The organism is Flavobacteriales bacterium (assembly GCA_025210805.1).
GTDB lineage: Bacteria > Bacteroidota > Bacteroidia > Flavobacteriales > CAJXXR01 > JAOAQX01.
Map to the genome: position 1 here is coordinate 19,326 of JAOAQX010000023.1, position 24,697 is coordinate 44,022.

A 24,697-nucleotide genomic window follows, 5' to 3' on the forward strand; every position below is an offset into this window, starting at 1 on the left:
AACTTAATGTGATAAAAAAAGCCTCTCGAAAAGAGAGGCTGTTGTTTGATTTTATTAAACCGTCATGATTTCTTTTTCCTTCTCAGAATAAATCGTCTCGGCTTTAGTGGTAAAGTCACTGACATATTTTTGAACAGTGTTTTCTGCATCTTTACCCATGTCTTCTGCTAAACCATCTTTTACCAATTGTTTGATATAGTTATTGGCATTTTTTCGTGCGTTTCTAATTCCAACTTTACAGTTTTCAACTTCAGATTTTGCTTGTTTTGCAAGTTCTGCACGTCTTTCTTCTGTAAGTGGAGGAATAGAAATGATAATCATTTCACCATTGTTTTGAGGATTCAGTCCAAGATTTGCTGCCATGATCGCTTTTGAAATAGGATCCAACATGCTTTTCTCCCAAGGTGCTACTGAAAGTGTACGGGCATCTGGTGTAGTTACATTGGCAACTTGATTCAATGGAGTAGGCGTTCCATAGTAGTCCACATATACAGAATCTAACATAAAAGTACTGGCTCTACCAGCTCTAATTTTTGTGAATTCTTTTTTTAGGTGATCGATCGCCTTGTTCATTTGTTCCTTTGCCTCATCATAGCAAAGACTGAGTTCTTCGTTCATAATGGTTTGATTATTATGTTTTCTTTGTCCAAAAAAGTAAAATGCTTACAAGTTGGATTCCAAATTTACGTTTTCCCTTGATTTTTGGAATATTCTTGTTCACTTTTTTTGATTAATACAATAAATCTGTCTCTCCTTTTCCTTCTCTAAGGATCTCTATATCTCCATTTGTTAAATTCACAACTGTAGAAGCTTCGTTTCCTCCATATCCTGCATCAATTATAAAATCTACTTCATTTTGATACTTTTCATAGATTAATTCTGGGTCTGTACTATACTCTAATATATCATCATCAGAGCGAAGAGAGGTGGATACAATGGGGTTTCCCAGTTCTTTAACAAGAGCTCTGGCGATATTTGAATCAGGTACTCGAATTCCTATTGTTTTCTTTTTGCTGTTAAAAATTTTAGGAACTGAACTGTTGGCATTCAAGATAAATGTATAGGGTCCAGGGAGTGTTCTTTTCAATAATTTAAAAGTAGGATTGTCTATTTGTTTGATATAGTCTGATAAATGACTTAAATCGTGACAAACAATAGAAAAATTCGCTTTTTCTAATTTGAGCCCCTTCATTCTTGCTACTTTTTGAAGAGCCTTTTTATTGGTGATATCACAGCCTATTCCATAAACAGTGTCGGTAGGATAGATAAAAACGGCACCATTACGAATCATTTTAGCAATTTTTTCTAGTTGCCTTTCGTTAGGGTTTTCTTCGTATAATTTAATGATCATGTTAACCTATTTTTTTGCTATCCGCAATAAATTTTTCTAGACCAATATCTGTTAAAGGATGATTAAGCAATCCTTTGATAGATTTAAGCGGAGCAGTTACCACATCAGAACCTGCTTGTGCACAGCTAAGCAAATGATTTGTATGACGTATAGAGGCCGCTAAAATCTCGGTTTGAAATCCATAATTTGCAAATACTTGTTTGATATCGTGAATAAGTTCCATACCATGTTGAGAGATGTCATCTAATCTTCCAACGAATGGTGAAACAAATTTTGCACCTGCTTTTGCTGCCAATAGTGCTTGTCCTACAGAAAATACTAAAGTACAATTTGTTGGAATATTGAGTTCATTGAGTTTTACAAGCGCTTTTAGACCTTCTTCAGTAATGGGAATTTTTACAACAATTTGGTCTGGGTTTAGAGCGTAAAGTGCTTTTCCTTCTTCCACCATTTCTTCCCATTGAGTAGAAAATACCTCTGCACTCACAGGCTTCCCTTTACAAATATTACAGATGGCTTGGTAATGTGTATTTACATCGGTAACACCTTCTTTTGCCATGAGTGACGGGTTTGTAGTTACTCCGTCTAAAATTCCAAGATTTTCAGCTTCTTGAATGTCTTTTAAATTAGCAGTATCAATAAAAATTTTCATGCTTGTTTTCTTAAAATATTCTGTTAATGATTGAAAATAGGGTAATTGTGTTTTTTAATCGTAAATTTCACTTGCATCTCCAAGATAAATGAAAGGAATAGGGGTGTTTAAACATCCTTTAAAAGTGTAATCAGATTTATAATAATTTACTCTGAAACTCTTTTTCTCGTTTTTCATGTTTTCTGGTAGTGCATGTACCTTGTAATACTCACTTTCACTAACAACCATTACCCAACCACATCCATCGAGTGCAGGATCCCCACGGTATTCCATTTTCACGGTGATAAAGTCTTTTACATAGTCATCACAAGAGTGAAAGAGGCTCATGATTGACAATATTGATAATGAAAGTAGGTATTTTCTCATACTTTTTATTGTTTGAAAGGTTCTTCAAAGGCTGAATTTCTTACTTTTTCTGCAAGATCTTTTGCTTTAGAGTAAAGATATTGTTTTTCTTGAAATTGAGAAATATACTGTACGCCAAAAATAGCATTGGTCACTAAGATTTCATCAGCAGTTTGTAGTTCATACAATCTCAATTTATCATCTTTAATGGTGTATCCCTCTTTTTCCAAAGTTTTGATGAGCTGTTTTCTCATAATTCCATCTAATGCTCCTTTTTGAGGACTAGGAACGATAGCTTCTTCACCCTTTAGAACAAAGATATTTGCATTTTGAGACTCAATAATCTCTTTGTTCGTATTGAAAATAAATGCTTGATCAATTTTGTTTTCTAGAGCAAAAATAGATGCCAAAACATAAATTAGAGCATTGCTGGTCTTTATAGAACTGAGTTCTGTAGCAGCTTTTGAGTGATCATAAAATGCATCGGCTTTAAGCCCATTTTCTTGGAAAACAATTTTATTTTCATCTAAAGGGGATACTTCTATAAAAAATGCGACAGATAGATCGTTTGGTAAATATTTACCTCCACCTTTTCTGTAAAATTGAATTCGGATATTAGCTGTTTTATTCAATAAACCATTGTGCTCTATAGTCTCAATAATTTGTTGATAAAAATACTCCATATTCCAAGCTTTTGGAATATTCATACGCATCATGCACATGGATCCCATTGCTCTAAAATAATGGTCTTCATAAAAATGAATAACCCCATTTTGGTATAACATGGTTTCAAAAAGACCATCGCCGAAACGTAAAGCTCGATTTTCTGGAGACAATTGAAAGGCTTCTTCAGATATCAAATTTCCTTGAAAGTTAATCATCATTAGCGAGTCGTTTTTTGGGTAGTCAATGCATTAATTAATGCGATAAAATCGGTAGATTTTAATGCTGCTCCACCTATCAAGCCACCATCTACATTAGGTTTTGAGAAGATCTCGTTTGCATTTGCTGGTTTACAACTTCCACCGTAGAGAATAGAGGTATTTTGGGCCGTTTCTTTAGAATATTTTTCCTCTAAACAAGCTCTTAAAAAGGCATGAACCTCTTCAGCTTGCTCAGGGCTGGCTGTTTTTCCTGTTCCTATTGCCCAGACAGGTTCATAAGCCAAAATAATATTGGAGAATTGCTCTTCATTTAGCTGAAAAATCGCTTGTTCCATTTGGCTTTTTAGTATTGCCAAAAAGTCTTCATTTTCTCTCTGATCTTCACTTTCCCCAATGCAAAAAATAATTTCCATTCCTTCTGAAAGGGCATGATTAACCTTATTCTTTAATACTTCATCAGTTTCGCCAAAGTAGCTTCTTCTTTCACTATGTCCTAGAATGACTGTCTTTAAACCTAAAGACTGAAGCATTTCTACAGAAATTTCACCAGTGTAAGCACCAGATTTTTCTGAATGACAATTTTGTGCAGCGACTTCTACAGGTGTGTTTTTAGTTTCTTTTTCTATAGGAAAAAGATGTGTGTATGGTGGACAAAGAATGGTTCTTTGATTTTCTAAAGTTGTGGGGTATTGATCAACAATTTCTTGACTTAGCTGAATACCTGTTGTAATATCTGTATTCATTTTCCAGTTTCCTGCAAGAATGTATTTTCTCATTTTTATGTGTTTTTTACTCGAGGATCCAAAGCTCGATAAATTAGATCAACAAAGATATTAATCATAATAAAAACAAGTGCAATAAATAGGACAATTCCTATAATTAATGGAAGATCGAGCGTTTCTAAGCTTTCAACAAGGAGTTTTCCTATTCCATCCCAAGCAAAAATGTATTCCACGAACACGGCTCCTGCTAAAAGAGATGCAAACCATCCTGAAGTTGCCGTAATGATTGGGTTTAATGCATTTTTGAGCGCATGTCTCCACAAAACTTGACTTTTTGTAAGTCCTTTTGAGAATGCCGTACGGATATAGTCCTCTTGCATCACTTGTTCTAGTGAGGTTTTAGTGAGTTGAGATATTACTGCCAAAGGGCGAATCCCAAGGGTAATACCAGGTAAAATTAAATTTTTTAATTGAAGATATTTTCCGCTTCCATAATCGTCCATCTCGTATAAGGAACCGATCATATTGAGTGTGGTATATTCTGATAAATAAAATCCAAAAAACCATGCAATTAATATGGATGCAAAAAAAGAAGGCAAAGCCATTCCTGTCATGGTGAAGATTTCAATCAAATTATTCAATATTTTATTATTGGATTTTTGAAGAAATATTCCTAATAAAACACCTAAAATAAAGGCAATTAGAATAGAAAAACAGGCTAAGATAAAGGTGTTGAATATTTTGGGGAGCATGATATCGCTCACTTTTTTTCCTTTTTTCTGAAAAGACTCTCTCAGGTATGGTTTCTTGAGAGCAATTGCTTTTTGTTTTCCAAGGGGAATGATTGTTCCAGCGTATTTTTCCTCTGTCCAGTAATGTACAAGATGTTCATTCTCTTGGTGATGGTAAGAAATAGGAGAGAGGTCGTTTATCCAAAACAGAAATTGTTTATGAAGGGGTAAATCGAGCCCATATTTTTGTCTAATATCTTGAAGTTGTTTCTCATTTTGATGCTGACCGAGCATCATTTGTGCAGGATCTCCTGGCATAATATTAAACAAGAAAAACACCAAGCATAATACACCGAAAAGGGTGACCAAGCTATGAGAAAGTTTCTTAAGCATGGCAAATTTTAGGGAAGGTTATGTTTATATTGTGCCGATTTTTTGAGAAGAAATAATCCTAAAAGAATAAAAGGAATACTCAACCATTGTCCTGTACTTAACAGTCCTAGGATGCTTTCAAATCCACCTTGTGATTTTTTTGTAAACTCAATAATAAATCTTGCCGAAAAAATTAATAGAACCATCCACCCAAACATATACCAAGGTTGTTCCATTTTATTTTCTTTGACCATTCTTTTCATTATAAAAAAGATGACAATATAAGCAATGGCTTCATATAACTGAGATGCATGACGAGGAAGGTTGTCTACTTTTTTGAAGACTACTGCAAAAGGAACATTCGAAGGATTTCCTATAATCTCTGAGTTCATAAAGTTTCCCATTCTGATAAAGAAAGAAGCTAAAGCAATAGCAGGAGTCAGGCGATCAAAAACCCATGAGGCAGGTTTTTGAACCACTTTTTTTGCGTACAACCAAAGTGCAATAATCACAGCTAAAGATCCACCGTGACTTGCAAGTCCTTGAAAACCTGTAAAGTGAAAACCACCTTTAAAGGAAACTGGTAAAAATGTTTCTATAGGGTTTGCAAGAATATAGTCGATTCCTTCGTAAAACAATACATGCCCTAATCTTGCTCCTAAAATTGTGGCAATTACTACGTAGAATAGTAATTTATCCATTGCTTTATCACCCACACCGTCTTTAGCAAAAATTTTTCGGGTGATATTATAGCCCAAAATAAAGGCAATTGCAAAACAGACACTGTACCATCTTAGTTGAAATGAACCTAATGTAAATATGACTTCGTTTGGATTCCAATGGATAACGTTAAACATGCTATATTTCTTCAAATTTTATAGCTGCAAGTTAATTATTTTTTCAACTTTTTTGGTTTAATTCGTTTAGAACTTTTTTATTTTACATCAATATTAATTTCAAATAAATTCCACACAAAGGCAAAAATCAATTTTTATCTCTTGCCTTTGATTCGGTTTTTTATTGATCAACGCCCAATTTCCATAAAATAGAATTTTAAGGAATTAGGGAATATCCATATATTTATGGGTTTGAATAGAGATCTTCCATTGTGGGTTTTTCTTAACAAATTCCACGATTAGAGGCATTACTTGTTCTTTCCTGTCCCATTCTGGCTGGAGGTATAACAAGCAATTTTCTGTTACTTTTTTTGCACTTTCTTGGGCAAATTTGAAATCATTGGTTCTTGAAATGACAACTTTTAGTTCATTTGCCAGCTTCCAACTTTTTTCTAAAGGGAGTTTTCTTTTCTTTGGAGATAATGTAAACCAATCCCAGTTTCCGCTAGGCTGGAATGAACCTGATGTTTCTATATGAGCTCTAATATTCCTTTTTGCTAAGGCCTTGCAGAGTTCATCAAGGTGGTGCATGAGTGGTTCACCTCCTGTAACCACAACTGTATGAACATTTATTGGGATTTTAGAAAGAATGTGATTGATACTTTGCCATTGATTTTCTTCTATTTCCCAACTTTCTTTTACATCACAAAAAGGACAGCCTACATCGCAAGCTGCCAATCTGATAAAATAAGAAGGGGTTCCCATGTATTTCCCTTCTCCTTGTATGGTATAAAAAGCCTCCATTATAGGAAGCTGTTTCTCTCTGTTGTCCAAATTTGTTATTTTTTTGCGGTGCGAATTACAAAATTCACAAAGCTTTCTTTATTGGTATTTCCTGGTCCTGCAGCAATATCATGCACTACATTATTTTGTTGGAAAATATTTTCCAAATAGGTTGCATGATTTGCATGATGAAACAAAATACCTAAATTAAGAGGTGGAACCAATTGCTGTTGCGTATTATTTACCCAAACCTCTGGATCATCTGAACTGGCAAATTTAGGAAAATCTACTCTTTTTCGATAATCTATAATATCTTGGTTTTCAAGTTGATTTACATCTGCCATTCCGTAAAACGAATTTAAACGTTGGGCAATAGCCGGGCTTAGTTGTACAAGTACATCAATAGAAAAATTATATTCACTAAATACGTCTTCCCATTTTTTAAGATCATAAGTAGATTGTGTTTCAAAAACGGCAATTCCTTTTACACGTGTAGATTGTGTTTCTTGGGCAAGCGAAGATTCGGGTTTTGCTAAGTCATCTTGTAGTCCTAACCATAAGCTAGAACCCGCACCAGCACTGTTTCCTGATAAAACTATATGAGCTTTGCTAATATTGTATTTATCATGATTGAGTCTTATATATTGAATAAATTCTTTGACATCTTCCAGACATTTTATTACCCCTCTGTCATCTACCTCCTTTAGTAATTCATAGTTTATTGAAGCAAATGCAATGCCTTCACTTGTAGATTGATTTATTGCTTCCTTTATTGTGGGAATATTGTAGGCATTTTCTTTTTGCCCACTCGTAAAACCACCTCCGTGGATATAAACAATTAAGGGTGTTGGCTGATTGCTTTTTGGAATAAAAAAATCAAATTTATTTTTAGAATGTTTCCCATACGAATGATCTTTGTAAAACTTTACGTCCTTATCCGTCAGGGTAAAAGGAGGTGTGCTGGTTTGGAAATTTGCTTGATTCGTATCATTCTTATCATCTTTTTTACAACTATAAGTTAAAGTCAAGGTAAGAATTAAACATAAACTTAAAATCAAATTCTTTTTGTAGGTTCTCATTGTTTAGTATTTTAGATGTTCTAAATTACGAATAACGATAGAAATATGGTTCTGATATTATTTTAAAAAAATAATTGAGCCATTAGATTTGTGTATCGATTAAAACTTACAAAAGTATATTATGAGTAGAAAATTAAGAATAAACGGGCATTCGCACTTACTTCCTTATCCCACTGAGATTCCTCAATTTATGAAAGATAAGGAGATATTTTGGGTAGATGAAGAGCGCGAATATATGTTACAAAAAGGTTGGAAAAGACCTGTGACAGATTCAAGTTTTTTTCTCAATGAAAAGCTCGAATGGATGGAGAAAAACAAAATTGATCATGCCGTTGTTCTTAATTTAAGTCAGTTGTATGGAAATGGACTCCGCCTAGAAGAAATGAAACATGCCTTAAGATTTCAAAACGATTTTAACGCAAGAGTGCAAAGTGATCATCAAGATAAATTTACTTGTGGTTTTGTGGTGCATCCTGGGTATATTCAAGGAGCATTGTGGGAAATAGAACGTTGTGTGAATGAGTTGGGACTCAAGGTACTCTGTTTGCCTACGCATTTTATGGATACAATTGGACAGTGGCGAAATATTTTTGCCGAAGAAACTTTACCAATTTTTGAATTAGCAGATAAGTATAAACTTGCTGTTGAGATACATCCTTATGATGGAGACAAAATGATTAAGCTCGAAAATGTGGCTTGGAGGTTTCACTTAGTATGGATGCTGGCTCAGTGTGGGGATGCTTATCACTTTTATACTTTAAATGGAATGCAAGAAAAATTTCCAAATATGAGGGTCTGTTTTGCACATGGAGGGCAGTTGGCTCAAATGAATTTGGGAAGAAGAATTCAAGGTTTTGATGGACGACCAGATTTATTTGAAGGTTATACCCATCCAAGAAAAGCTGTAGGACATCCTAATATCTTTTTTGATACTTTGGTTCACGATACCGAATCATTGGATTTGATGATCAAAAGACAAGGGATTTCTCAAGTAATTATGGGCTTAGATGATCCTTATCCTTTAGGAGAAATGGAGTCTGAAAGACAGTCTTCTTACCCTGGTAAAATTTTAGATTTAGCCTTAGAAGAACAAAAAATAAACGAGCAAGATTATAAAGATATTTGGGAAGATAATGTACTCAATTGGCTTTTCGGTAACGATAATCAAGCAAAAATCGATTTGAGAAATAAAATTATTGGATCCTAAGGGTTTCAAAGAATGAAACTTTATTATTTTGATGGGTTCCAATAATGAGAAAATCTTTATTGGAACCTTTTTTTAGTTTGAATTTCTTAAAATAGAATTCTGCTTTCTCCTTAGCATTTTTACAAATAATTTCACATGGCTTGTTTTTAAAAGCCTTTTGAAGATCCTTTTTAGAGGTGAACTCTTGCTTTATTTCGAAAATTCTTCCTTGAAACTGATCAAGCATTTGATTTCCAAAATACAAATGCGTATGCGTGCTCATTTTTACTAAGTTCTGCTCTTGACAATAAATATCAGCAAGACCCGCTTTCATGATTGATGTATTGGGTAAATAAATATATTTTTTCTCTTCATTTTGAGGTTCTAAGAGCATACATTTTGTTTCCCATTTTGTGCTTTCCGATAGATATTCAGACCAAGAATCATTATGAAAGTTGGAAGCGGTAATATAGGTATTACCAGAATAATTTTTTTCAAGCTCTATTAAAATTTCTTTGCATTCGTTTTGAACAGATATTACAAAAATGTTCTTGAGGAAAGGAAGTCTTTTTTTGAGTAAAAAAAGATCGATCATAGGGGAGAGCTTTACCCAAATTTTGGATGTTTTTTCCCATAGCATTTCCTGAATCTCCAATAAATTTGGGGTACAATCTTCTAGTCTAAACACCTTTTTATCGGCTTTTCTTCTTGCTGGATCTAAGAAAATACAATCGTACTTTACATGATTATTTTCTAAAAATAGAACACTATTTCCAGTAAATGTTTCAATGTTTTTTAAACCTAATACTTCAAAATTATATTTAGATAGTTGTGATAATGTTTCGTTTTGCTCACAGTAAACAAGTTGTTCAAAATTTTGTGACAAAAATGAAATATCAATTCCCATTCCACCAGTTAAATCTATGAATTTTTTTCCTTTAGGAAGCTTACTCGCTTTATATAGTGCCGTAATTTCAGATGATGATTGTTCGAGAGATAGACTGGGAGGAAAAAGAAGATTTTCGTTTTCAAACCACGAAGGAATCTTTTTCTCAATCTTTTTTCTTGCTTGAATTTGTTCTGCAATTTTTTTATAAGAAATCCCTTCTTGATCTTTTTTAAAAAACCAATCTTTTACAGATGTATGAAGATTGGTTCTCAAAATTTCTTTTTCTTTTTCGTTAAGCATATTTCTATTGGTGAAAAGCAAATTGCAAAATATTGGCACCCATTTTTAGCGCTTTATCTCTAATTTCTTTGGAATCGTTATGAACTTCTTGGTCTTCCCATCCGTCTCCTAAATCACATTCGTAAGTATATACACAAAGAATTCTCCCTTCCCAAACAAGCGCAAAGGCTTGCGGGGGTTTATTGTCATGTTCATGTACTTTGGGTAAACCATTAGGAAACTCATATTTTTGCGAAAAAATAGGGTGAGAAGCAGGTAATTCTACCCAATCTAGTTCAGGAAATACTTTTTTCATTTCTGGACGAATAAATGGATCCATTCCATAATTATCATCAATATGAAGAAAACCTCCTGACAAAAGATATTTTCTTAAATTTTTCGCTTCTTTTTCCGAAAAAACAACATTTCCATGCCCCGTCATGTGAATAAATGGAAACTGAAAAATCTCTGTACTTTCTACAGATACATATTCATATTCCTTTTCTATATTCGTTTGTAAATTATCGTTACAAAATGCAATCAGGTTTTTTACAGATGTGGGATTTGCATACCAATCTCCACCGCCTTGGTACTGTAATACACCTAACTTTATTTGAGCAAATGAACTCAAACTGATAAATAAAAAGAGAATTTTATACATAATGAAGTGTATTCAAAGTTTGACAGGCGACTAAACCCGCGGTTTCTGTTCTGAGTCTGTTTGCAGATAAATCCAGTTCCGAAAATCCTTTTTCTATTGCCAGTTTAATTTCTTCTGGAGAGAAATCGCCTTCTGGACCTATCAAGATAAGGTATTCTTTATTTTGGGGAAGCTGGGTGATTCTTACTTTTTTCGAACTTATTTCACAATGAGCAATATACTTTTCTGCTTGATGAAAATCTCGGCTTAAAAACTCATTAAAGCTTTGAAAAGAGTTTATTTTGGGCATAAAAAATTGTTTAGACTGCTTGAGTGCAGAGATAATTCTCTTTTCTATACGATCTATTCTTAGTTTATTTCTTTCTGAATTTTGACATTTGATAAAACTAATTTCATCCAGACCAATTTCTGTTGCTTTTTCCACCAACCATTCTATCCGGTCCATATTTTTTGTGGGAGCTATGGCAAGGTGAAAAGAATAGGTTCTATTTTTTTTATGCTGGATCGCTTCTATATGCTCTAAACGTGCTTTTTTGCCTAAAATATCTAATTCTCCAATAAATTCTTCGCCAAAACCATTGGTAATATGAATTTTATTTCCGCTTTTTAGCCTCAAAACACGAATGCAATGTTTGGCTTCTTCTTCTGAAAGAAAAGGATTTTCTAGCGTGAATTCTTTGGAATAAAATAAGGGCATCTTAAAACTTATTGGTGTTCTTAAAACAAATATATAGAAATGACACTAATCAAAAAAAAGACTTCCCAAAATGAATTAGAAAGTCTATTATTCTTTAGGATAATTTAATACCAGAAAGGGTATTAAAGGTAAAATTTATCCTCTATTATTTTTGTTGATTTCGTCTTGAAGCTGTCTTTTTATTTTCTGCTCTCTATCCAAAGCATTTTTACGATAGTTTTCAAATTCTATTTCTAAACTCTCTAAAGAATTTCGTGCTTCTCTTGTTTTTTTGATAGAATCTTTAAAACGGATAAAGAAATAAATAAGAATAACCAAAAGTGATCCGATAATAACCCAAAGAATTAAGCTATAGTTGCTTTTACTCAGTTGCATCCCTAAGAAATCCATCTTATCAATCTTAGATTGAGAATCAGAAAGTTCTACTTTGAGTTCCTCTATTTTATTATGTTTGTCATCTATGGTTTTTAGTTGCTTTTCGATCACCCCAGCTTGCTCATCAATTTTATTATGATACTGCTTAATACTGTCTATCACTTGAAGATGTAGTTTCTTCAAATCTTGCTGAGGAACTACTTTATAGTTCTTGTATCTACCAGATTTATTATAGATCCAGTCTATTTTATCAGATACAGGTAGATTATCAAAATTACCCGAGTCTTGTGCAAAAGAAAACTGTAAGCTCATGAGTAGAGCAAATACAAAAGAAACTGTTTTATTCATAAGTTTTTTTTTAGGCTTCAACAAATCTAAAAATTTGATGGGACTCCTCCCAAAATATTACGCTGAAATCCTAAGAAAAAGGTATAAAAAGAAGAAAAATGAATATAATTCAACTTTAATATTGTTCTTTTTCGTTAGGAAAATCACTACTTTTTACATCTCCAACATATTCTGATACTGCCGTTGCTATATCTTCATAAAGGTTTGCGTATCTTCTCAAAAATCTTGGGTTAAATTCATGAGTCATCCCAAGTAAATCATGAGATACGAGTACCTGACCATCTGTTTTGTTTCCTGCTCCAATTCCTATTGATGGAATATGCAATGTTTTGGTAACATCGGCAGCAAGTGTTGCGGGTATTTTTTCAAAAACTACAGAAAAACATCCAAGTTCTTCAAGGAGTTTAGCGTCCGCTCTTAGTTTTTGTGCCTCGGCTTCCTCTTTTGCTCTCACTGTATAAGTTCCGAATTTATAGATCGATTGTGGTGTGAGTCCAAGATGTCCCATTACTGGAATTCCTGCCGAAATGATTCTTTTTATTGATTCTTGAATTTCTGCACCACCTTCTAGTTTTACAGCATGAGCACCCGATTCTTTCATGATCCTTACTGCAGAATGCAATGCTTCTTTAGAATTTCCTTGGTATGATCCAAAAGGTAGATCAACGACTACTAAAGCACGTTTTACCGCTCTAACGACACTTGATGCATGGTAAATCATTTGATCTAGCGTTATTGGGAGCGTTGTTTCGTGTCCTGCCATAACATTAGAAGCAGAATCTCCTACCAAAATAATATCTATTCCGGCTGTATCAATGATTCCTGCCATTGTAAAATCATAGGCAGTGAGCATAGAAATCTTTTCTCCTTCTTGCTTCATGAGTTGCACGACATTGGTCGTTACCTTTTTGTATTCACCTTTGGCTACTGACATATATTCTTTTTTTGTAAACAACAAAACTATAAAAAATATATATTTGCTAATTACAAACTTTATCGATTTATGAAAAATATTCTTTTCGGTTTTTTAACCGCCTTGCTTTTTGTCTCTTGTGAAAATGATCTAGAAATTTTTTCTGAGAAAGATACACCCACCTATGTTTATGGGATTTTAAACCCTTTGGAAAAAGAACATTTTGTGGTGGTTCAAAAAACATTGAAAAAGAATGCGTTAAAGGATATTACTTTTGATGAACTTTATTATGGAGATGACGAGGCATCTGTAAACGTTATTGTAACGAATGCTGATGGTCAAAAAACAGTTCATGAATTAGATCCTATTATTTTAGATAGTTCTAATCCTGATTATCCAAAATTGACTAAGAAGAAAGTCTACAAATGGGATTATGTAGTACAGTCGTTTACCAATGGTGATTCTTATCAATTGGAGGTTACATTTAGTGATCCAAATAAAGAAAAAATCTTTAATAAAATTCCTTTTAAGTTTGTAAAAAGAGCCACAATTGATGAACCTAGCAATCTAAAATTTGGAGTATTGGATTTTGGATTAATAACACCACAATTAGAAACTCCTTTAAACATCACTTGGAAACAAAGTGGAGTAGGTAGAAGTTTTCTGTATATCAATCTTGGATATGTAGAAAGAAATACTCTTACAAACGAGGTAGATACTATTATTTCTCAAGTTCCATTGTACAATAAAGTAGTGTTTTCTGAAGAAAAAGTAGCTAAATTGCAATTGATTGATGTACAAAGAGCTTTAGAAAAAGATCTTACAGAAAAACCTAATGTAGAGAGAGAATTACTAGGCGTGAAGCTGAATCAGCAATCAAAGGTGATGACTTATTGTTTAGGTTTCGATTTTTGGGCTTATTCTCCTGTTTTGTCTTCTTATCAAGATATTGTGTTTAATGAAAATGCTTTAAATCAAGATAATCCTGATTTTACAAATCTTGAAAATGGGGTAGGTGTGTTTAGTTTTCGTCAGAATTTTTCTTATGACGTAAGAGCGGAAAGAATTGGACTGAATGAATATACCGTAAAAAAAATACTTTGTAATGAGCAGTATAAGAAATACAACTTTGGAATCCCTAAGAAAAAATTAGGAACGAATCAGTTTGAAATAGATTTTTCAGCAGATAGATGTAATCAATAGATCTTTTTTGAGCAGAACTTCAAGAGGCTATCCTAATACAGTTAGGTAGCCTCTTTTTTTATGCTAATGATTTTTTAATACTCTTTTAGTATGATTAATCATCCCATAGAAACAAAATTATTATCTTCGTAGGGTATGAAAAAAATACTTACATTTTTAGCTACTAAACAAAATCTGGTTACTAAGATTTTCATTTTGGGTTTCTCTATCCTCATTCTTACTTTTCTACTTCCTCGAGAAATAAGGTTTAAGTATGAATTTCAGGAAAACAAACCTTGGCAACACGAAAACCTCTATGCCGATTTTGCATTTTCTGTTGAAAGAAATAGTAAGGAATTAGAAGCAGAAAGAACAAGTATTAAGAAAGAAGCTAAGCAGTATTTTTCTAAGAACGATCAAGTTAAAAAAGAGAAAATCGATGCTTTTTTATTGTGGTGGCAAACGAATTATGAGCAAATCACAAGCCTAGATTCTATTCCAGAAAATGCACCACAAATATTAGCATTTAAAGAGCTCAAAGAGGTGGGTGTTAAATATTTTGAAAAAGTATATTCTAAAGGGGTTATTAGCAATAAGGCCTCTACAACTGGAACAGTTTGGGTAAATGATGACCATAAAGTAAAGAGATTTGATCCTAAAAAGTATTATAGTTTATCTTCGGCTCTTGCCGAATTAAAAACAGTTCAAACTGTTCATTTTGAAAATAGTGAATTACCGGAGATTTTAGTGCCGTATATCCTTCCAAATATTGTGTTTGATGAGGCTTTAACAAATAAGCACTTAAATCAGATTTTAATAAAAATACCACAATTTAAAGATTATACAGAGCCAGGGTCTTTGATCGTTTCAAAAGGACAAGTGGTTGATGCTAATCTCCTCCAGAAATTGGAATCGTATCAAAAGGAATTTGAGAAGAAAAATACGAATAATGTTAATATTGCTTTATTATTTTTAGGGCAGTTATTAGTGATTTCTTTGAGTTTAATATTGTTATTTATATTTATTGGACAGTTTTATAAGGAAATTTTGATTCAAAACAATAATTTGTTGTTTATCTATCTATCAATCATTGTGATGACAATTTCTACAAAAATGGTAATGGATTTTGCTCCAGAATGGGTATTTGCTATTCCTTTTTGTCTTTTACCTTTGATTCTTAAATCATTTTATGAAACCCGTTTAGCGCTTTTTGTACACATTATTGCTACTCTGATTATTGGTTTTGTGGTGGCTAACAGTTTTCAATTTGTTTTTCTTCAATTGATAGGAGGAATTACCTCAATTCTAACAGTACAAAGTCTTTATAGACGTTCTGATTTATTCCTTTCTGCTGTAAAAATTATTGTAGTATATCTTGTTTCTTATATTTCAATTGAGTTATTACAGAGTACTTCTTGGTCAAGTTTGGAGCTTTTTCCATTGGTTTTACTTGCGATAAGTGGAATGCTTACTATTATTGCCTATCCTTTAGTATATGGTATTGAAAAGGTATTTGGGCTTGTTTCTGATATTTCCTTATTAGAGCTTACTGATACAAATAACCCCCTGTTAAAGGAATTACAAGAGAAAGCACCAGGAACATTTCAACATTCTTTGCAAGTGGCAAATCTAGCAGAGTCGGCCATTTCTGATATTGGAGGAAACTCATTATTGGTACGTGCAGGAGCTTTATATCACGATATTGGGAAAATGAAAAATCCGAGATTTTTTATCGAAAACCAAAATACCAGTGTGAATCCTCATGATGAGATGGATTTTAATCAAAGTGCTAAAATTATTATCGATCACGTAATAGATGGAATAGAGCTGGCAAAAAAGTACAAACTTCCAGAAAGGATTATCGATTTTATTAGAACCCACCATGGAGATAGTACTGTGCAGTATTTCTATAGAATGTATTTGAAAAATTTTCCTGAAGGGGAATTAACAGAAGAAGCATTTAGATATCCAGGACCAAAACCATTTTCAAAAGAAACAGCGGTACTTATGATGGCAGATTCTGTAGAAGCAGCTTCCAAAAGTATTCAATCACCTGATGTGCAAAAAATAAATGCTTTGGTTGATAAGATTTTAGATAATCAAATGCTAGAAGGTCAATTCAATAACTCTGATATTAATTTAAGAGAGATTGAACAGATTAAAAAAGTATTCAAAAATAAACTGAGGAATATTTATCATTTAAGAATAGAATACCCAGACTAATTTCTATTGATAAATTGCGTTTATTTTTATTGATCTTTACAAACCGCACCTACGTCTTTTAGTTTCTGTATAAATTGATCAAAGCTTAAATCTCCTGCTTTTCCAGAGGTATCATAATTGTCTTCACAATATTCTATTGTAACATTGTCTGCAGAACACTCCACACACTTTGTTTTATTACAAGAAAAGGCTAGGAGTATCAAAAAACAAGCTGATAGACTGATGATAATGTTTTTTTTCATAGATATATTAATTGAATGTCACTAAGCTAATATTTATTTTTTGAACAAAAGGAGCAATAATAAAAAAAAGCACAAGTTTTATAAGAACTTGTGCTTTTTGTGTTTGAATGTCTCATTTTAAGTAACACATTTCTGGGGCTTATTTAGTAACACCAAAAATGCTATTACTTCATAGAACCAGTCATGTTTTCTGGTTTTACCCATTCGTCATATTGTTCTGCAGTTACGTATCCTAGGTTAATTGCTTCTTCTTTTAAAGTTGTTCCGTTTTCATGAGCTGTATTGGCAATTTCTGCTGCTTTGTAATACCCTATTTTAGTATTTAAAGCCGTTACAAGCATCAAAGAATTATTAAGAAGTTCTTCAATTCTTTTGTGATTTGGTTCAATTCCTGCTGCACAGTTGTCATTAAAAGAAACAGATGCATCACCAATAAGTTCTGCACTTTGAAGAAGGTTATAAGCCATCATAGGTTTGAAGACATTTAATTCATAATGTCCTTGAGTTCCACCTATCGTAACAGCTACGTCATTACCCATTACTTGTGCACAAACCATAGTCATAGCTTCTGCTTGTGTAGGGTTTACTTTTCCTGGCATTATTGATGAACCTGGTTCATTTGCAGGGATAATCAATTCTCCAATACCACTTCTTGGTCCTGAAGCCATCATACGGATATCGTTTGCGATTTTGTTTAGTGAAACAGCAAGTTGTTTTACTGCACCATGAGATTCCACAATTGCATCATGTGCTGCAAGAGCTTCAAATTTATTTTCAGCGGTGATAAATGGCAATCCTGTGAACTTGGCAATATACTCGGCAACTTTTACATCGTACCCTGCTGGAGTGTTGAGACCTGTTCCTACAGCGGTTCCTCCTAAAGCTAATTCTGCCAAATGAGGTAAGGTGTTTTTTAATGCTTTTAGACCGTGATTTAGTTGAGAAACATATCCCGAAAATTCTTGTCCGATAGTCAATGGTGTTGCATCCATTAGGTGTGTTCTACCTATTTTTACAACATCTTTAAATTCAATAGCTTTTGCTTGAAGTGTATCACGAAGTTTTTCTACACCAGGAATGGTGTTTTCAACAATTTTTTTGTAACAGGCAATATGCATTCCCGTTGGGAATGTATCATTTGAAGATTGTGATTTATTTACGTCATCATTTGGTAAAAGAACTTTTTCTCCTTCTCCAATAGTTCGTCCTGCAAGTTCTTGCGCTCTGTGGGCAATTACTTCATTTACATTCATATTGGATTGAGTCCCAGATCCTGTTTGCCAAATTACTAATGGAAATTGCTCATTGAGTTTTCCTTCAATAATTTCATCGCATACTTTTCCTATCAAATCTCTTTTTTCTTCAGACAATACTCCCAATTCACAGTTGGTGTATGCTGCAGACTTTTTTAGGTAAGCAAAGGCATGTACTATTTCAATAGGCATCGAAGCTGAAGGTCCTATTTTAAAGTTATTTCTTGATCTTTCTGTTTGAGCACCCCAATATTTATCGGCAGGTACTTTTACTTCACCAATAGTGTCTTTTTCTATACGAAATTCCATAATCGTTCAATTTTTTTCTGTATCAAATGTAATTAAATCGCTGTCAAGTTACAATGATATTCCACACATTTTTTTAGATATTTTAAGTTGGTCATTGTTCAAGTACTTTCTTGCTTCCAGTATTCATGTTTACTTATAAGAATACATTGTTCTTGAAAAAAGAAAACCCTCGAAAAATAAATTCTTCGAGGGTTATATGATTCTTAATGTGGTCTTTGTTATTCTTTGAAATCCAGTGTTCCTAATTTCTGATTGAGTTTATTAATAAAGTTTTGTAAGGGCTTTTTAGCCATCATTTCTACCATAGGATTAAAACTTCCTTCAAAGCCTACAATAGATTCGGTTTGTGCACCTTTTTCTTCTAAATTAATTACTAAATCAAAATTCAATTTTCCAATAGAAACAAAAGAAAGAGAATCGTTTTTTTCTTTATTCCTTTTTAAGGAAATGGTTGTTCCTCCCATGATATCAAACGATACCGTATCTTGATCTAGTTTGAGATTTGTAACCTCGTCAGGGATACTATTTTTTAAGAACTCTAGATTCTCAAATTTTTTTAGTATTTCGGTCTTACTCGCAGAAATGTGTTTGGAATCAGATTGTAGATTTAACATAGTAACAAATGATTAGTTATTCCACTCTGAAGGGTTTTCTCTCCAAGCACCAAGTGTTTCGTGTTCTTCTTCTGAAATATAACCAGTTTCTAATGCTTTTTTGAGTAAAGAAGGGTAGCTTGAAAGCGTATGAAGTTCACAACCTGCATCTTCAAAATTTTTCTTCGCAATATCAAAATCATAAGAAAAAATGGCTGCCATTCCTTTTACAACGCATCCAAACTCTACGAGTGCCTTGTATGCATTTAAGCTGCTCATTCCTGTGCTAATCAAATCTTCAACAACTACAACGCTTTGTCCTTTTTCAATATAACCTTCAATTTGGTTTTTTCTACCATGCTTTTTAGGTTCTGGTCTTACATATACAAAAGGAACACCCAATGCTTCCGCAATAAGTACTCCATGAGCAATGGCTCCAGTGGCAACACCAGCGATAACATCTGGCTTGCTAAAATTGTCTAGAATAAGATTTTTGAGTTCTTCTCTCACATAGTTTCTTGTAGAAGGATGCGAAAGGATGATTCTATTATCACAATAGATTGGAGATTTCCATCCACTCGCCCATGTAAAAGGGTTTGCTGGTTGTAATTTTATTGCCTTAATTTGCAATAGAAATTCTGCCGTTTTAAGTGCAGTTTGAGTTTTTGAATCTAAACTATTTGTCATGCCACAAATGTATGAAGTTTTTATAAAGAGTAAAAGAATTTTGTTAAAGGAAAGTAAACAAAATAATGTTAATTTTTCTAACCCCTTGGAACTAAATAAAACGGTACTAAATTTTATAGAAAACAAGGCTGAAGTTCTTGATTTAGAATGTGTTGATTTAAAAGAAGCTTGGCGAAAATTTAAAAAAATATTTTTGTATATAAAAGCCTCTGGAGGGTTGATATTCAATGAAAAAGAGGAGTTTTTAGTAATAAAAAGAAAGGGTTTTTGGGATTTGCCTAAAGGCAAAATAGATCCTGGAGAAAAAAAGAAAAAAGCAGCTTTAAGAGAAGTAGAGGAGGAGACAGGAGTGATCATAGATTCCTTGGGTAAGGAGTATCCTTCTACCTATCATATTTATCATTGTCCATATAACAAAAAACTTGTCTTGAAACGTACATTTTGGTTTCAAATGTTTGCCGATTCAAAACAAGCGCTTGTTCCACAAGAAGAGGAAGATATAACAAATGTTTTCTGGCTTCCTTGGGAAGAAAAAACAGAATTTATTGAGAAGACTTATCCGACGTTATCTTCACTTCTTCGGGAAGAAAACGACTAGCGTCAGATCCATTTTTGATAATATCTCTTATGATTGTAGAAGAAATTGAGGCATATTCAGGTTTTGTATATACAAGAATGGTTTCAATGTTGGGAACTAAAGTATTGTTCATTTGAGCGATACTTTTTTCGTATTCAAAATCATTTGAATTCCTAAGACCTCTGAGAATAAAATTAGCATCTTTTTCTTTACAGTAATTTACGGTTAGCCCTTGAAAAGAGTCCGTTTCTATATTATCAAATTCAGCAAAAGTTTGCTCTATCCATCTCATTCTTTGCTCTAGTCCAAACATATATTTCTTTGTACTATTGTTTCCTATGGCTACAATAATTTTATCAAACAAAGGACGCATTCTTAGCAAGATATCTTCATGACCTTTGGTGATGGGATCAAAAGATCCTGGGAAAATGGCAATTTTTTTCATCGTATTATTTTTGTTCCCAATGGAACGTTAAGTTCTGTTTTACTTCTATATGCAAACTTTTGCTTACAGGGCAGGCTCTTCCTGCTGCTTCAAGAATTTTTCTTTCTTTTTCAGAAAAGTCCCCTTTGATATAAAAATCGATCAAAATTTCGGAAACTCTTCTAGGATTAGATCCCATGAATTTTGTAACTTCTGCTGTGGAATCATCAATAGATAATTGCATATCTGCTGCCTTAATTCCCATAATTGTCAATACACATTGAGCAAGAGAAGTGGCCAATAAATCTGTTGGAGAAAATGCTTCTCCTTTTCCATGATTATCTATTGGTGCATCTGTTATAATGGTGTTTCCAGACTTTAGATGCTTTGCTTCTGTTCTTAGGTTTGATTTATAAAGTATTTTACTCGTCATTTTTTATCATTAGATTGTTACACAATATGCTCTCCTGTTTTCTCCTGTTTTTTTTATTTCGATAATAGAATGATCTTTTGGTAGGAGAGAAGGAATTTTTTCTGGCCATTCTATTAAACAAATGTTTCCACTTTCAAAATATTCTTCAATTCCTATATCCCAAGCCTCATTTTCATCTTCTAGTCTATAAAAATCAAAGTGATAAATTTTTGTGTTTGTTTCAGTCAAATATTCATTTACAATAGAAAAACTGGGACTTGTTACCTTGTCGATCACTTTTTTACACTCACAAAATTCTTTTATAAATGTGGTTTTTCCAGCACCTAAATCTCCTTTTAATAGAATGATATTTTTAGGATGAGAATGAATAATTTGCTGAGTAATGGACTGCAAATCTTTTAGTTCATTACAGGGGTAGATTGTATTTTTACTCATTGGATAGTTCTATAAACGGACAAAGCATTTCTTCCATAGAAATTCCACCATGTTGATAGGTGTCTTTGTAATAGTTTACATATTTCTTATAATTATTTGGATAAGCCAAATATTTATAAGGTTTGGCAAATACAAAAGTACTCGATAAGTTAGATTTTGGAAGATGAAGTTCCTCTGGATTTGTTACAATCATTACTTCTTTTTCTGATAATGAGAGCTGTTTACCCGTTTTATATCTCAAATTGGTACTGGTTTCTTTGTCTCCAATAATTTTTATGGGCTCTTCTATAGAAATCATTCCATGATCTGTAGTAATGAGTACATCAATTTTGGCTGCAGCCAATTTTTTTAGAATTTCATATAAATTAGAATTCTTAAACCAAGTAAGTGTTAGATCTCTATATGCTTTTTCTGAGCTCGATAATTCCTTGATCATATCTAAACTCGTTTTAGCATGAGAAAGCATATCAACAAAGTTAAAAATCAAACAGTTAAATTGATTTTGACTCCAGTCTGAGAATTCGTTTGAAATCATATCTCCATAATCTTTTTTGAAGATTTTTTCAAACATAAATTCATGATCAAACCCTAGTCTTGCTAATTGTAATTCTAAAAAATATTCTTCAAAATCATTTTTGCTTCCTTCCTCATGATCATACATCCATTTATCAGGATATCTTTTCTGTATTTGTAAAGGAGTCAGTCCGCTAAAGAAACTATTTCTTGTGTACTGAGTAGTTGTAGGTAAGTTGGAGTAGTAAAATCTTTCTTTTTGGCGATTAAACAGCTCAGATAATAATGGGCGGATGATTACATACTGATCATACCGTAGATTATCTACAACAATTAAACAGGTTTTTTTGCCTGCTTTCAGTTTTGGAAATACCATTTTCTTAAAAGCAGTATGGGAAAGGGTAGGAGCTTCTTCTGGAAAAGCATACCACTCTGGGTATTGATTTTTAATGAATTTAAAAAACTCTTGATTGGCTTCTCTTTTTTGCGTTTCAAGAATTTCAGACATTGAAGTTTCTGCTTCGTGTAATTTTATTTCCCAGTTGGTAAGTTTTTGATAAATCTGAAGCCAGTCTTCAAAAGATTGTGCCATAGAAATATCCATACTCAAAGATCGAAATTCTTTTTGGTAATCTGAGTTGCTTTTTTCCTTAATTAATCGATTGCTATCCAGTTGTTTTTTTATGGTCAAAAGAATTTGCATAGGATTCACGGGTTTGATCAAATAATCAGAAATTTTTGACCCAATTGCCATATCCATGATACTTTCTTCCTCACTTTTAGTAACCATTACAATGGGCGTAATAACACCATCATGAATTTTTTCCAAAGTATCTATTCCCGACATTCCAGGCATATTTTCATCTAGGAAAATGATGTCAAAATTTTCTTGATCAATAAGCGATAATGCATCTTCTCCATTATTTGCAGTTTTTACTTGGTAACCTTTGTTTTCAAGAAACATGATATGGGGTTTCAAGAATTCTATTTCATCATCTACCCAAAGTATTTTGGCGTTATAGCTCATATCTTTCAAATATTTTTTAATTCTTAGTTCTTTTTAATTGGAATTTATGAATCGATTTCATTCATACCATTCTTATTGTAGTTTTTCTGGTAGGTATCATTTCGATATATTACTAAAACCCATCTTTCCGAACTTTAAAAATACGAAAAGTCTTTGTTTTTATTGTGTTTTGGTGTTATAAAATACCATCAACTCCTGCTCCAAAAAGTGCAAAATCAAATACTGCAGGATCTTTGGGCTTGAGTTTTCTCAATGTTTGATCTAACTCTTGGAGTGCTTTAAAGTCATTTTGTTTTCTTTTCAATAAACCGAAGGCTCTTGCAACTCTACCAGAATGGGTATCTAAAGGGCAGGATAAAAATTGTGGATCCAATGATTTCCAAAGACCAAAATCTACTCCATTTTCATCTTTCCTTCCCATCCATCTTAAAAACATGTGAAATCTTTTTGCTGCTGAACCTTTTAAAGGATTTGGCAAATGCTTTGAAGCTCTATGAGTGGGTTGTGGCAAGAAAAAATCTTCTTTAAAACGAGAAATTGCACCAGAATAATGACATTCTTCAGGAGCTATAAAGGTTTTAAAATATTCTTCAAGATTTTGTTGTTTAGAAAAAATTTCTTGAAATCTTGTTAGGAAAAAAATCAAATCTTCTGTTTGAAAAGTTCTGTATAACCACCCTTCAAGTGATTGAATATCCGAAGATTCAAAGTTTTTGATAAATTCAAAAGGCGAATAATCCATTCGCCTCATGAGTTCATTTGATTTTTTTAGAATTTGATCTCTTCTTCCCCAAGCAATTACAGAAGTAAGAAAACCACTCATTTCTATATCTTCTTTTCGTTTAAAACTATGTGGGATAGAAATAGGGTCAAGCTCAATAAAGTTTGGTTGATTATATTTTTCAACCAAAAGATTTAATTCTTCAAGGCTTATTTTCAAAGATTGATGATTTTGATTTTGTTTCTACCAAGTTCTACCAACCCATCTTTTTCAAGTTTTTTCAATAAACGCGAAATTACTTCTCTCTTAGACCCTAACTCAGAAGCAATTTGCGCATGAGTAACATGTATTTTTGACGTATTACTAACTGCTTGATGCTTTTTTAGATAGTCTATTAAACGTTCATCTAATTGTTTGAAAGCTATATTGTCAATCGTTTCTAGTAATTCTTCAAACTTTGATTGCCAAGAATTTATCACAAACTGAAACCAATAAGGATGATCTCTCATCAATTTAGGCATTAAAGTAGCTGGAATAGCAAATATCTCTGTTGTTTCAACTGCTTGAGCCCTAATTTTTGATTGAATATGTGTACCTAAACAATGAATAGAAGCTACACAAAGGTTTCCTTTTTGAATATGATAGAGGTATAGTAAATCTCCCTCATCAGTTTCCTTAAAAACCTTTAATGAACCATGTACCACAAGTGGTATAAAGTTGATGTTTTTCCCAGTTTCCATAATGGAATCTCCTTTTTCTAACTCAAAAAAACGACCATCCATAATGATTAGCTTAACCAATTCGGGGTCTTGAGCGAGATCTGGGAAGAATTTCGCTATTTTTTTTTCAACTATTTCGCTGTTAATTTCCATGTTTGTTATTACTTTGTGCACGAACAAATATAATTTGTTTTTTGCTAAAGTGACAAAAGTCCTTTTAGTTTCTTGATATTTAGAAGCTAATATTATGATTATA

29 protein-coding genes are annotated in these 24,697 nt (G+C 32.9%); 4 read left to right on the plus strand and 25 right to left on the minus strand.

Annotation, left to right across the window (positions count from 1 at the left end; all coding sequences use genetic code 11):
* Positions 1-54: 54 nt before the first annotated feature.
* The 10 genes from frr to N4A45_08080 all read right to left on the minus strand — a co-directional run bounded on the left by frr (position 55) and on the right by N4A45_08080 (position 7,755).
* Positions 55-618 (minus strand): ribosome recycling factor, encoded by a 564-nt coding sequence (gene frr / locus N4A45_08035; protein MCT4665165.1) that lies wholly within the window; start codon positions 616-618, stop codon positions 55-57.
* A 112-nt stretch (positions 619-730) separates the two neighbouring features.
* Positions 731-1,351, minus strand: coding sequence for an L-threonylcarbamoyladenylate synthase (locus tag N4A45_08040; GenBank protein MCT4665166.1), 621 nt, complete (start codon positions 1,349-1,351; stop codon positions 731-733).
* Position 1,352: 1 nt separating this feature from the next.
* On the minus strand, positions 1,353-2,003 hold the full coding sequence (fsa, locus tag N4A45_08045; protein MCT4665167.1) for a fructose-6-phosphate aldolase: 651 nt from the start codon (positions 2,001-2,003) through the stop codon (positions 1,353-1,355).
* A 54-nt stretch (positions 2,004-2,057) separates the two neighbouring features.
* A complete protein-coding gene (locus tag N4A45_08050; protein MCT4665168.1) occupies positions 2,058-2,369 on the minus strand; it encodes a hypothetical protein in 312 nt (103 codons plus the stop codon).
* 5 nt (positions 2,370-2,374) lie between these two features.
* Positions 2,375-3,232, minus strand: a complete 858-nt coding sequence (locus tag N4A45_08055) for an aminotransferase class IV (GenBank protein ID MCT4665169.1) — start codon at positions 3,230-3,232, stop codon at positions 2,375-2,377.
* Positions 3,232-4,008 (minus strand): triose-phosphate isomerase, encoded by a 777-nt coding sequence (gene tpiA / locus N4A45_08060; GenBank protein MCT4665170.1) that lies wholly within the window; start codon positions 4,006-4,008, stop codon positions 3,232-3,234. Before tpiA ends, N4A45_08055 begins: the two co-directional genes overlap by 1 nt.
* A gap of 2 nt (positions 4,009-4,010) precedes the next feature.
* Complete coding sequence (locus N4A45_08065) at positions 4,011-5,078, minus strand: ABC transporter permease (protein MCT4665171.1); 1,068 nt, start codon at positions 5,076-5,078, stop codon at positions 4,011-4,013.
* A gap of 8 nt (positions 5,079-5,086) precedes the next feature.
* Positions 5,087-5,914 carry a prolipoprotein diacylglyceryl transferase gene (lgt, locus tag N4A45_08070; GenBank protein MCT4665172.1) on the minus strand — a complete coding sequence of 276 codons (828 nt, stop codon included), beginning with the start codon at positions 5,912-5,914 and terminating at the stop codon, positions 5,087-5,089.
* Positions 5,915-6,118: 204 nt separating this feature from the next.
* Positions 6,119-6,727, minus strand: a complete 609-nt coding sequence (locus N4A45_08075) for a 7-carboxy-7-deazaguanine synthase QueE (GenBank protein ID MCT4665173.1) — start codon at positions 6,725-6,727, stop codon at positions 6,119-6,121.
* A 5-nt stretch (positions 6,728-6,732) separates the two neighbouring features.
* Entirely contained in the window at positions 6,733-7,755 is a 1,023-nt protein-coding gene (locus N4A45_08080; protein MCT4665174.1) for an alpha/beta hydrolase, read from the minus strand.
* A gap of 121 nt (positions 7,756-7,876) precedes the next feature.
* Between N4A45_08080 and N4A45_08085 the strand changes: the two genes are divergently transcribed.
* Complete coding sequence (locus N4A45_08085) at positions 7,877-8,962, plus strand: amidohydrolase (GenBank protein MCT4665175.1); 1,086 nt, start codon at positions 7,877-7,879, stop codon at positions 8,960-8,962.
* Here N4A45_08085 and N4A45_08090 read toward each other — a convergent pair.
* From N4A45_08090 to panB, 5 genes are all read right to left on the minus strand, one after another.
* Positions 8,949-10,130 carry an RsmD family RNA methyltransferase gene (locus N4A45_08090; GenBank protein ID MCT4665176.1) on the minus strand — a complete coding sequence of 394 codons (1,182 nt, stop codon included), beginning with the start codon at positions 10,128-10,130 and terminating at the stop codon, positions 8,949-8,951. The genes N4A45_08085 and N4A45_08090 overlap by 14 nt on opposite strands.
* A gap of 4 nt (positions 10,131-10,134) precedes the next feature.
* Positions 10,135-10,770, minus strand: coding sequence for a DUF4159 domain-containing protein (locus N4A45_08095; GenBank protein MCT4665177.1), 636 nt, complete (start codon positions 10,768-10,770; stop codon positions 10,135-10,137).
* On the minus strand, positions 10,763-11,467 hold the full coding sequence (locus tag N4A45_08100) for a 16S rRNA (uracil(1498)-N(3))-methyltransferase (GenBank protein MCT4665178.1): 705 nt from the start codon (positions 11,465-11,467) through the stop codon (positions 10,763-10,765). Before N4A45_08100 ends, N4A45_08095 begins: the two co-directional genes overlap by 8 nt.
* 135 nt (positions 11,468-11,602) lie before the next feature.
* A complete protein-coding gene (locus N4A45_08105) occupies positions 11,603-12,190 on the minus strand; it encodes a hypothetical protein (GenBank protein MCT4665179.1) in 588 nt (195 codons plus the stop codon).
* Positions 12,191-12,305: 115 nt separating this feature from the next.
* Positions 12,306-13,124: a 3-methyl-2-oxobutanoate hydroxymethyltransferase gene (panB, locus tag N4A45_08110; protein MCT4665180.1), complete on the minus strand. Its 819-nt coding sequence runs from the start codon at positions 13,122-13,124 to the stop codon at positions 12,306-12,308.
* Between the two features lie 69 nt (positions 13,125-13,193).
* On the opposite strand from panB, the gene N4A45_08115 reads away from it, so the two are divergent.
* Positions 13,194-14,306 carry a hypothetical protein gene (locus tag N4A45_08115; protein ID MCT4665181.1) on the plus strand — a complete coding sequence of 371 codons (1,113 nt, stop codon included), beginning with the start codon at positions 13,194-13,196 and terminating at the stop codon, positions 14,304-14,306.
* Between the two features lie 135 nt (positions 14,307-14,441).
* Complete coding sequence (locus tag N4A45_08120) at positions 14,442-16,508, plus strand: HDIG domain-containing protein (protein ID MCT4665182.1); 2,067 nt, start codon at positions 14,442-14,444, stop codon at positions 16,506-16,508.
* A 26-nt stretch (positions 16,509-16,534) separates the two neighbouring features.
* On the opposite strand, the gene N4A45_08125 is transcribed toward N4A45_08120, so the two are convergent.
* The 4 genes from N4A45_08125 to pyrE form a co-directional block, all read right to left on the minus strand.
* Complete coding sequence (locus N4A45_08125) at positions 16,535-16,750, minus strand: hypothetical protein (protein ID MCT4665183.1); 216 nt, start codon at positions 16,748-16,750, stop codon at positions 16,535-16,537.
* A gap of 164 nt (positions 16,751-16,914) precedes the next feature.
* On the minus strand, positions 16,915-18,312 hold the full coding sequence (gene fumC, locus N4A45_08130) for a class II fumarate hydratase (protein MCT4665184.1): 1,398 nt from the start codon (positions 18,310-18,312) through the stop codon (positions 16,915-16,917).
* Between the two features lie 218 nt (positions 18,313-18,530).
* Positions 18,531-18,926 (minus strand): hypothetical protein, encoded by a 396-nt coding sequence (locus N4A45_08135; GenBank protein MCT4665185.1) that lies wholly within the window; start codon positions 18,924-18,926, stop codon positions 18,531-18,533.
* 12 nt (positions 18,927-18,938) lie between these two features.
* The gene (gene pyrE / locus N4A45_08140) at positions 18,939-19,592 is read right to left on the minus strand and encodes an orotate phosphoribosyltransferase (protein ID MCT4665186.1); all 654 of its coding nucleotides are present in this window, start codon (positions 19,590-19,592) and stop codon (positions 18,939-18,941) included.
* Between the two features lie 7 nt (positions 19,593-19,599).
* Here pyrE and N4A45_08145 point away from each other — a divergent pair, with 7 nt between their 5' ends.
* On the plus strand, positions 19,600-20,190 hold the full coding sequence (locus N4A45_08145) for an NUDIX domain-containing protein (GenBank protein ID MCT4665187.1): 591 nt from the start codon (positions 19,600-19,602) through the stop codon (positions 20,188-20,190).
* Here N4A45_08145 and coaD read toward each other — a convergent pair.
* The 6 genes from coaD to N4A45_08175 all read right to left on the minus strand — a co-directional run bounded on the left by coaD (position 20,135) and on the right by N4A45_08175 (position 24,594).
* The gene (coaD, locus tag N4A45_08150) at positions 20,135-20,614 is read right to left on the minus strand and encodes a pantetheine-phosphate adenylyltransferase (GenBank protein ID MCT4665188.1); all 480 of its coding nucleotides are present in this window, start codon (positions 20,612-20,614) and stop codon (positions 20,135-20,137) included. The genes N4A45_08145 and coaD overlap by 56 nt on opposite strands.
* Before the next feature lie 4 nt (positions 20,615-20,618).
* Complete coding sequence (locus tag N4A45_08155; protein ID MCT4665189.1) at positions 20,619-21,026, minus strand: OsmC family protein; 408 nt, start codon at positions 21,024-21,026, stop codon at positions 20,619-20,621.
* Between the two features lie 9 nt (positions 21,027-21,035).
* The gene (gene tsaE, locus N4A45_08160; protein MCT4665190.1) at positions 21,036-21,461 is read right to left on the minus strand and encodes a tRNA (adenosine(37)-N6)-threonylcarbamoyltransferase complex ATPase subunit type 1 TsaE; all 426 of its coding nucleotides are present in this window, start codon (positions 21,459-21,461) and stop codon (positions 21,036-21,038) included.
* A complete protein-coding gene (locus N4A45_08165) occupies positions 21,454-23,001 on the minus strand; it encodes a bifunctional response regulator/alkaline phosphatase family protein (GenBank protein MCT4665191.1) in 1,548 nt (515 codons plus the stop codon). The genes tsaE and N4A45_08165 overlap by 8 nt, the downstream gene beginning before the upstream one ends.
* A gap of 175 nt (positions 23,002-23,176) precedes the next feature.
* A complete protein-coding gene (locus N4A45_08170) occupies positions 23,177-23,941 on the minus strand; it encodes a TIGR02757 family protein (GenBank protein ID MCT4665192.1) in 765 nt (254 codons plus the stop codon).
* Positions 23,938-24,594, minus strand: a complete 657-nt coding sequence (locus tag N4A45_08175) for a Crp/Fnr family transcriptional regulator (GenBank protein MCT4665193.1) — start codon at positions 24,592-24,594, stop codon at positions 23,938-23,940. Before N4A45_08175 ends, N4A45_08170 begins: the two co-directional genes overlap by 4 nt.
* Positions 24,595-24,697 lie beyond the last annotated feature (103 nt).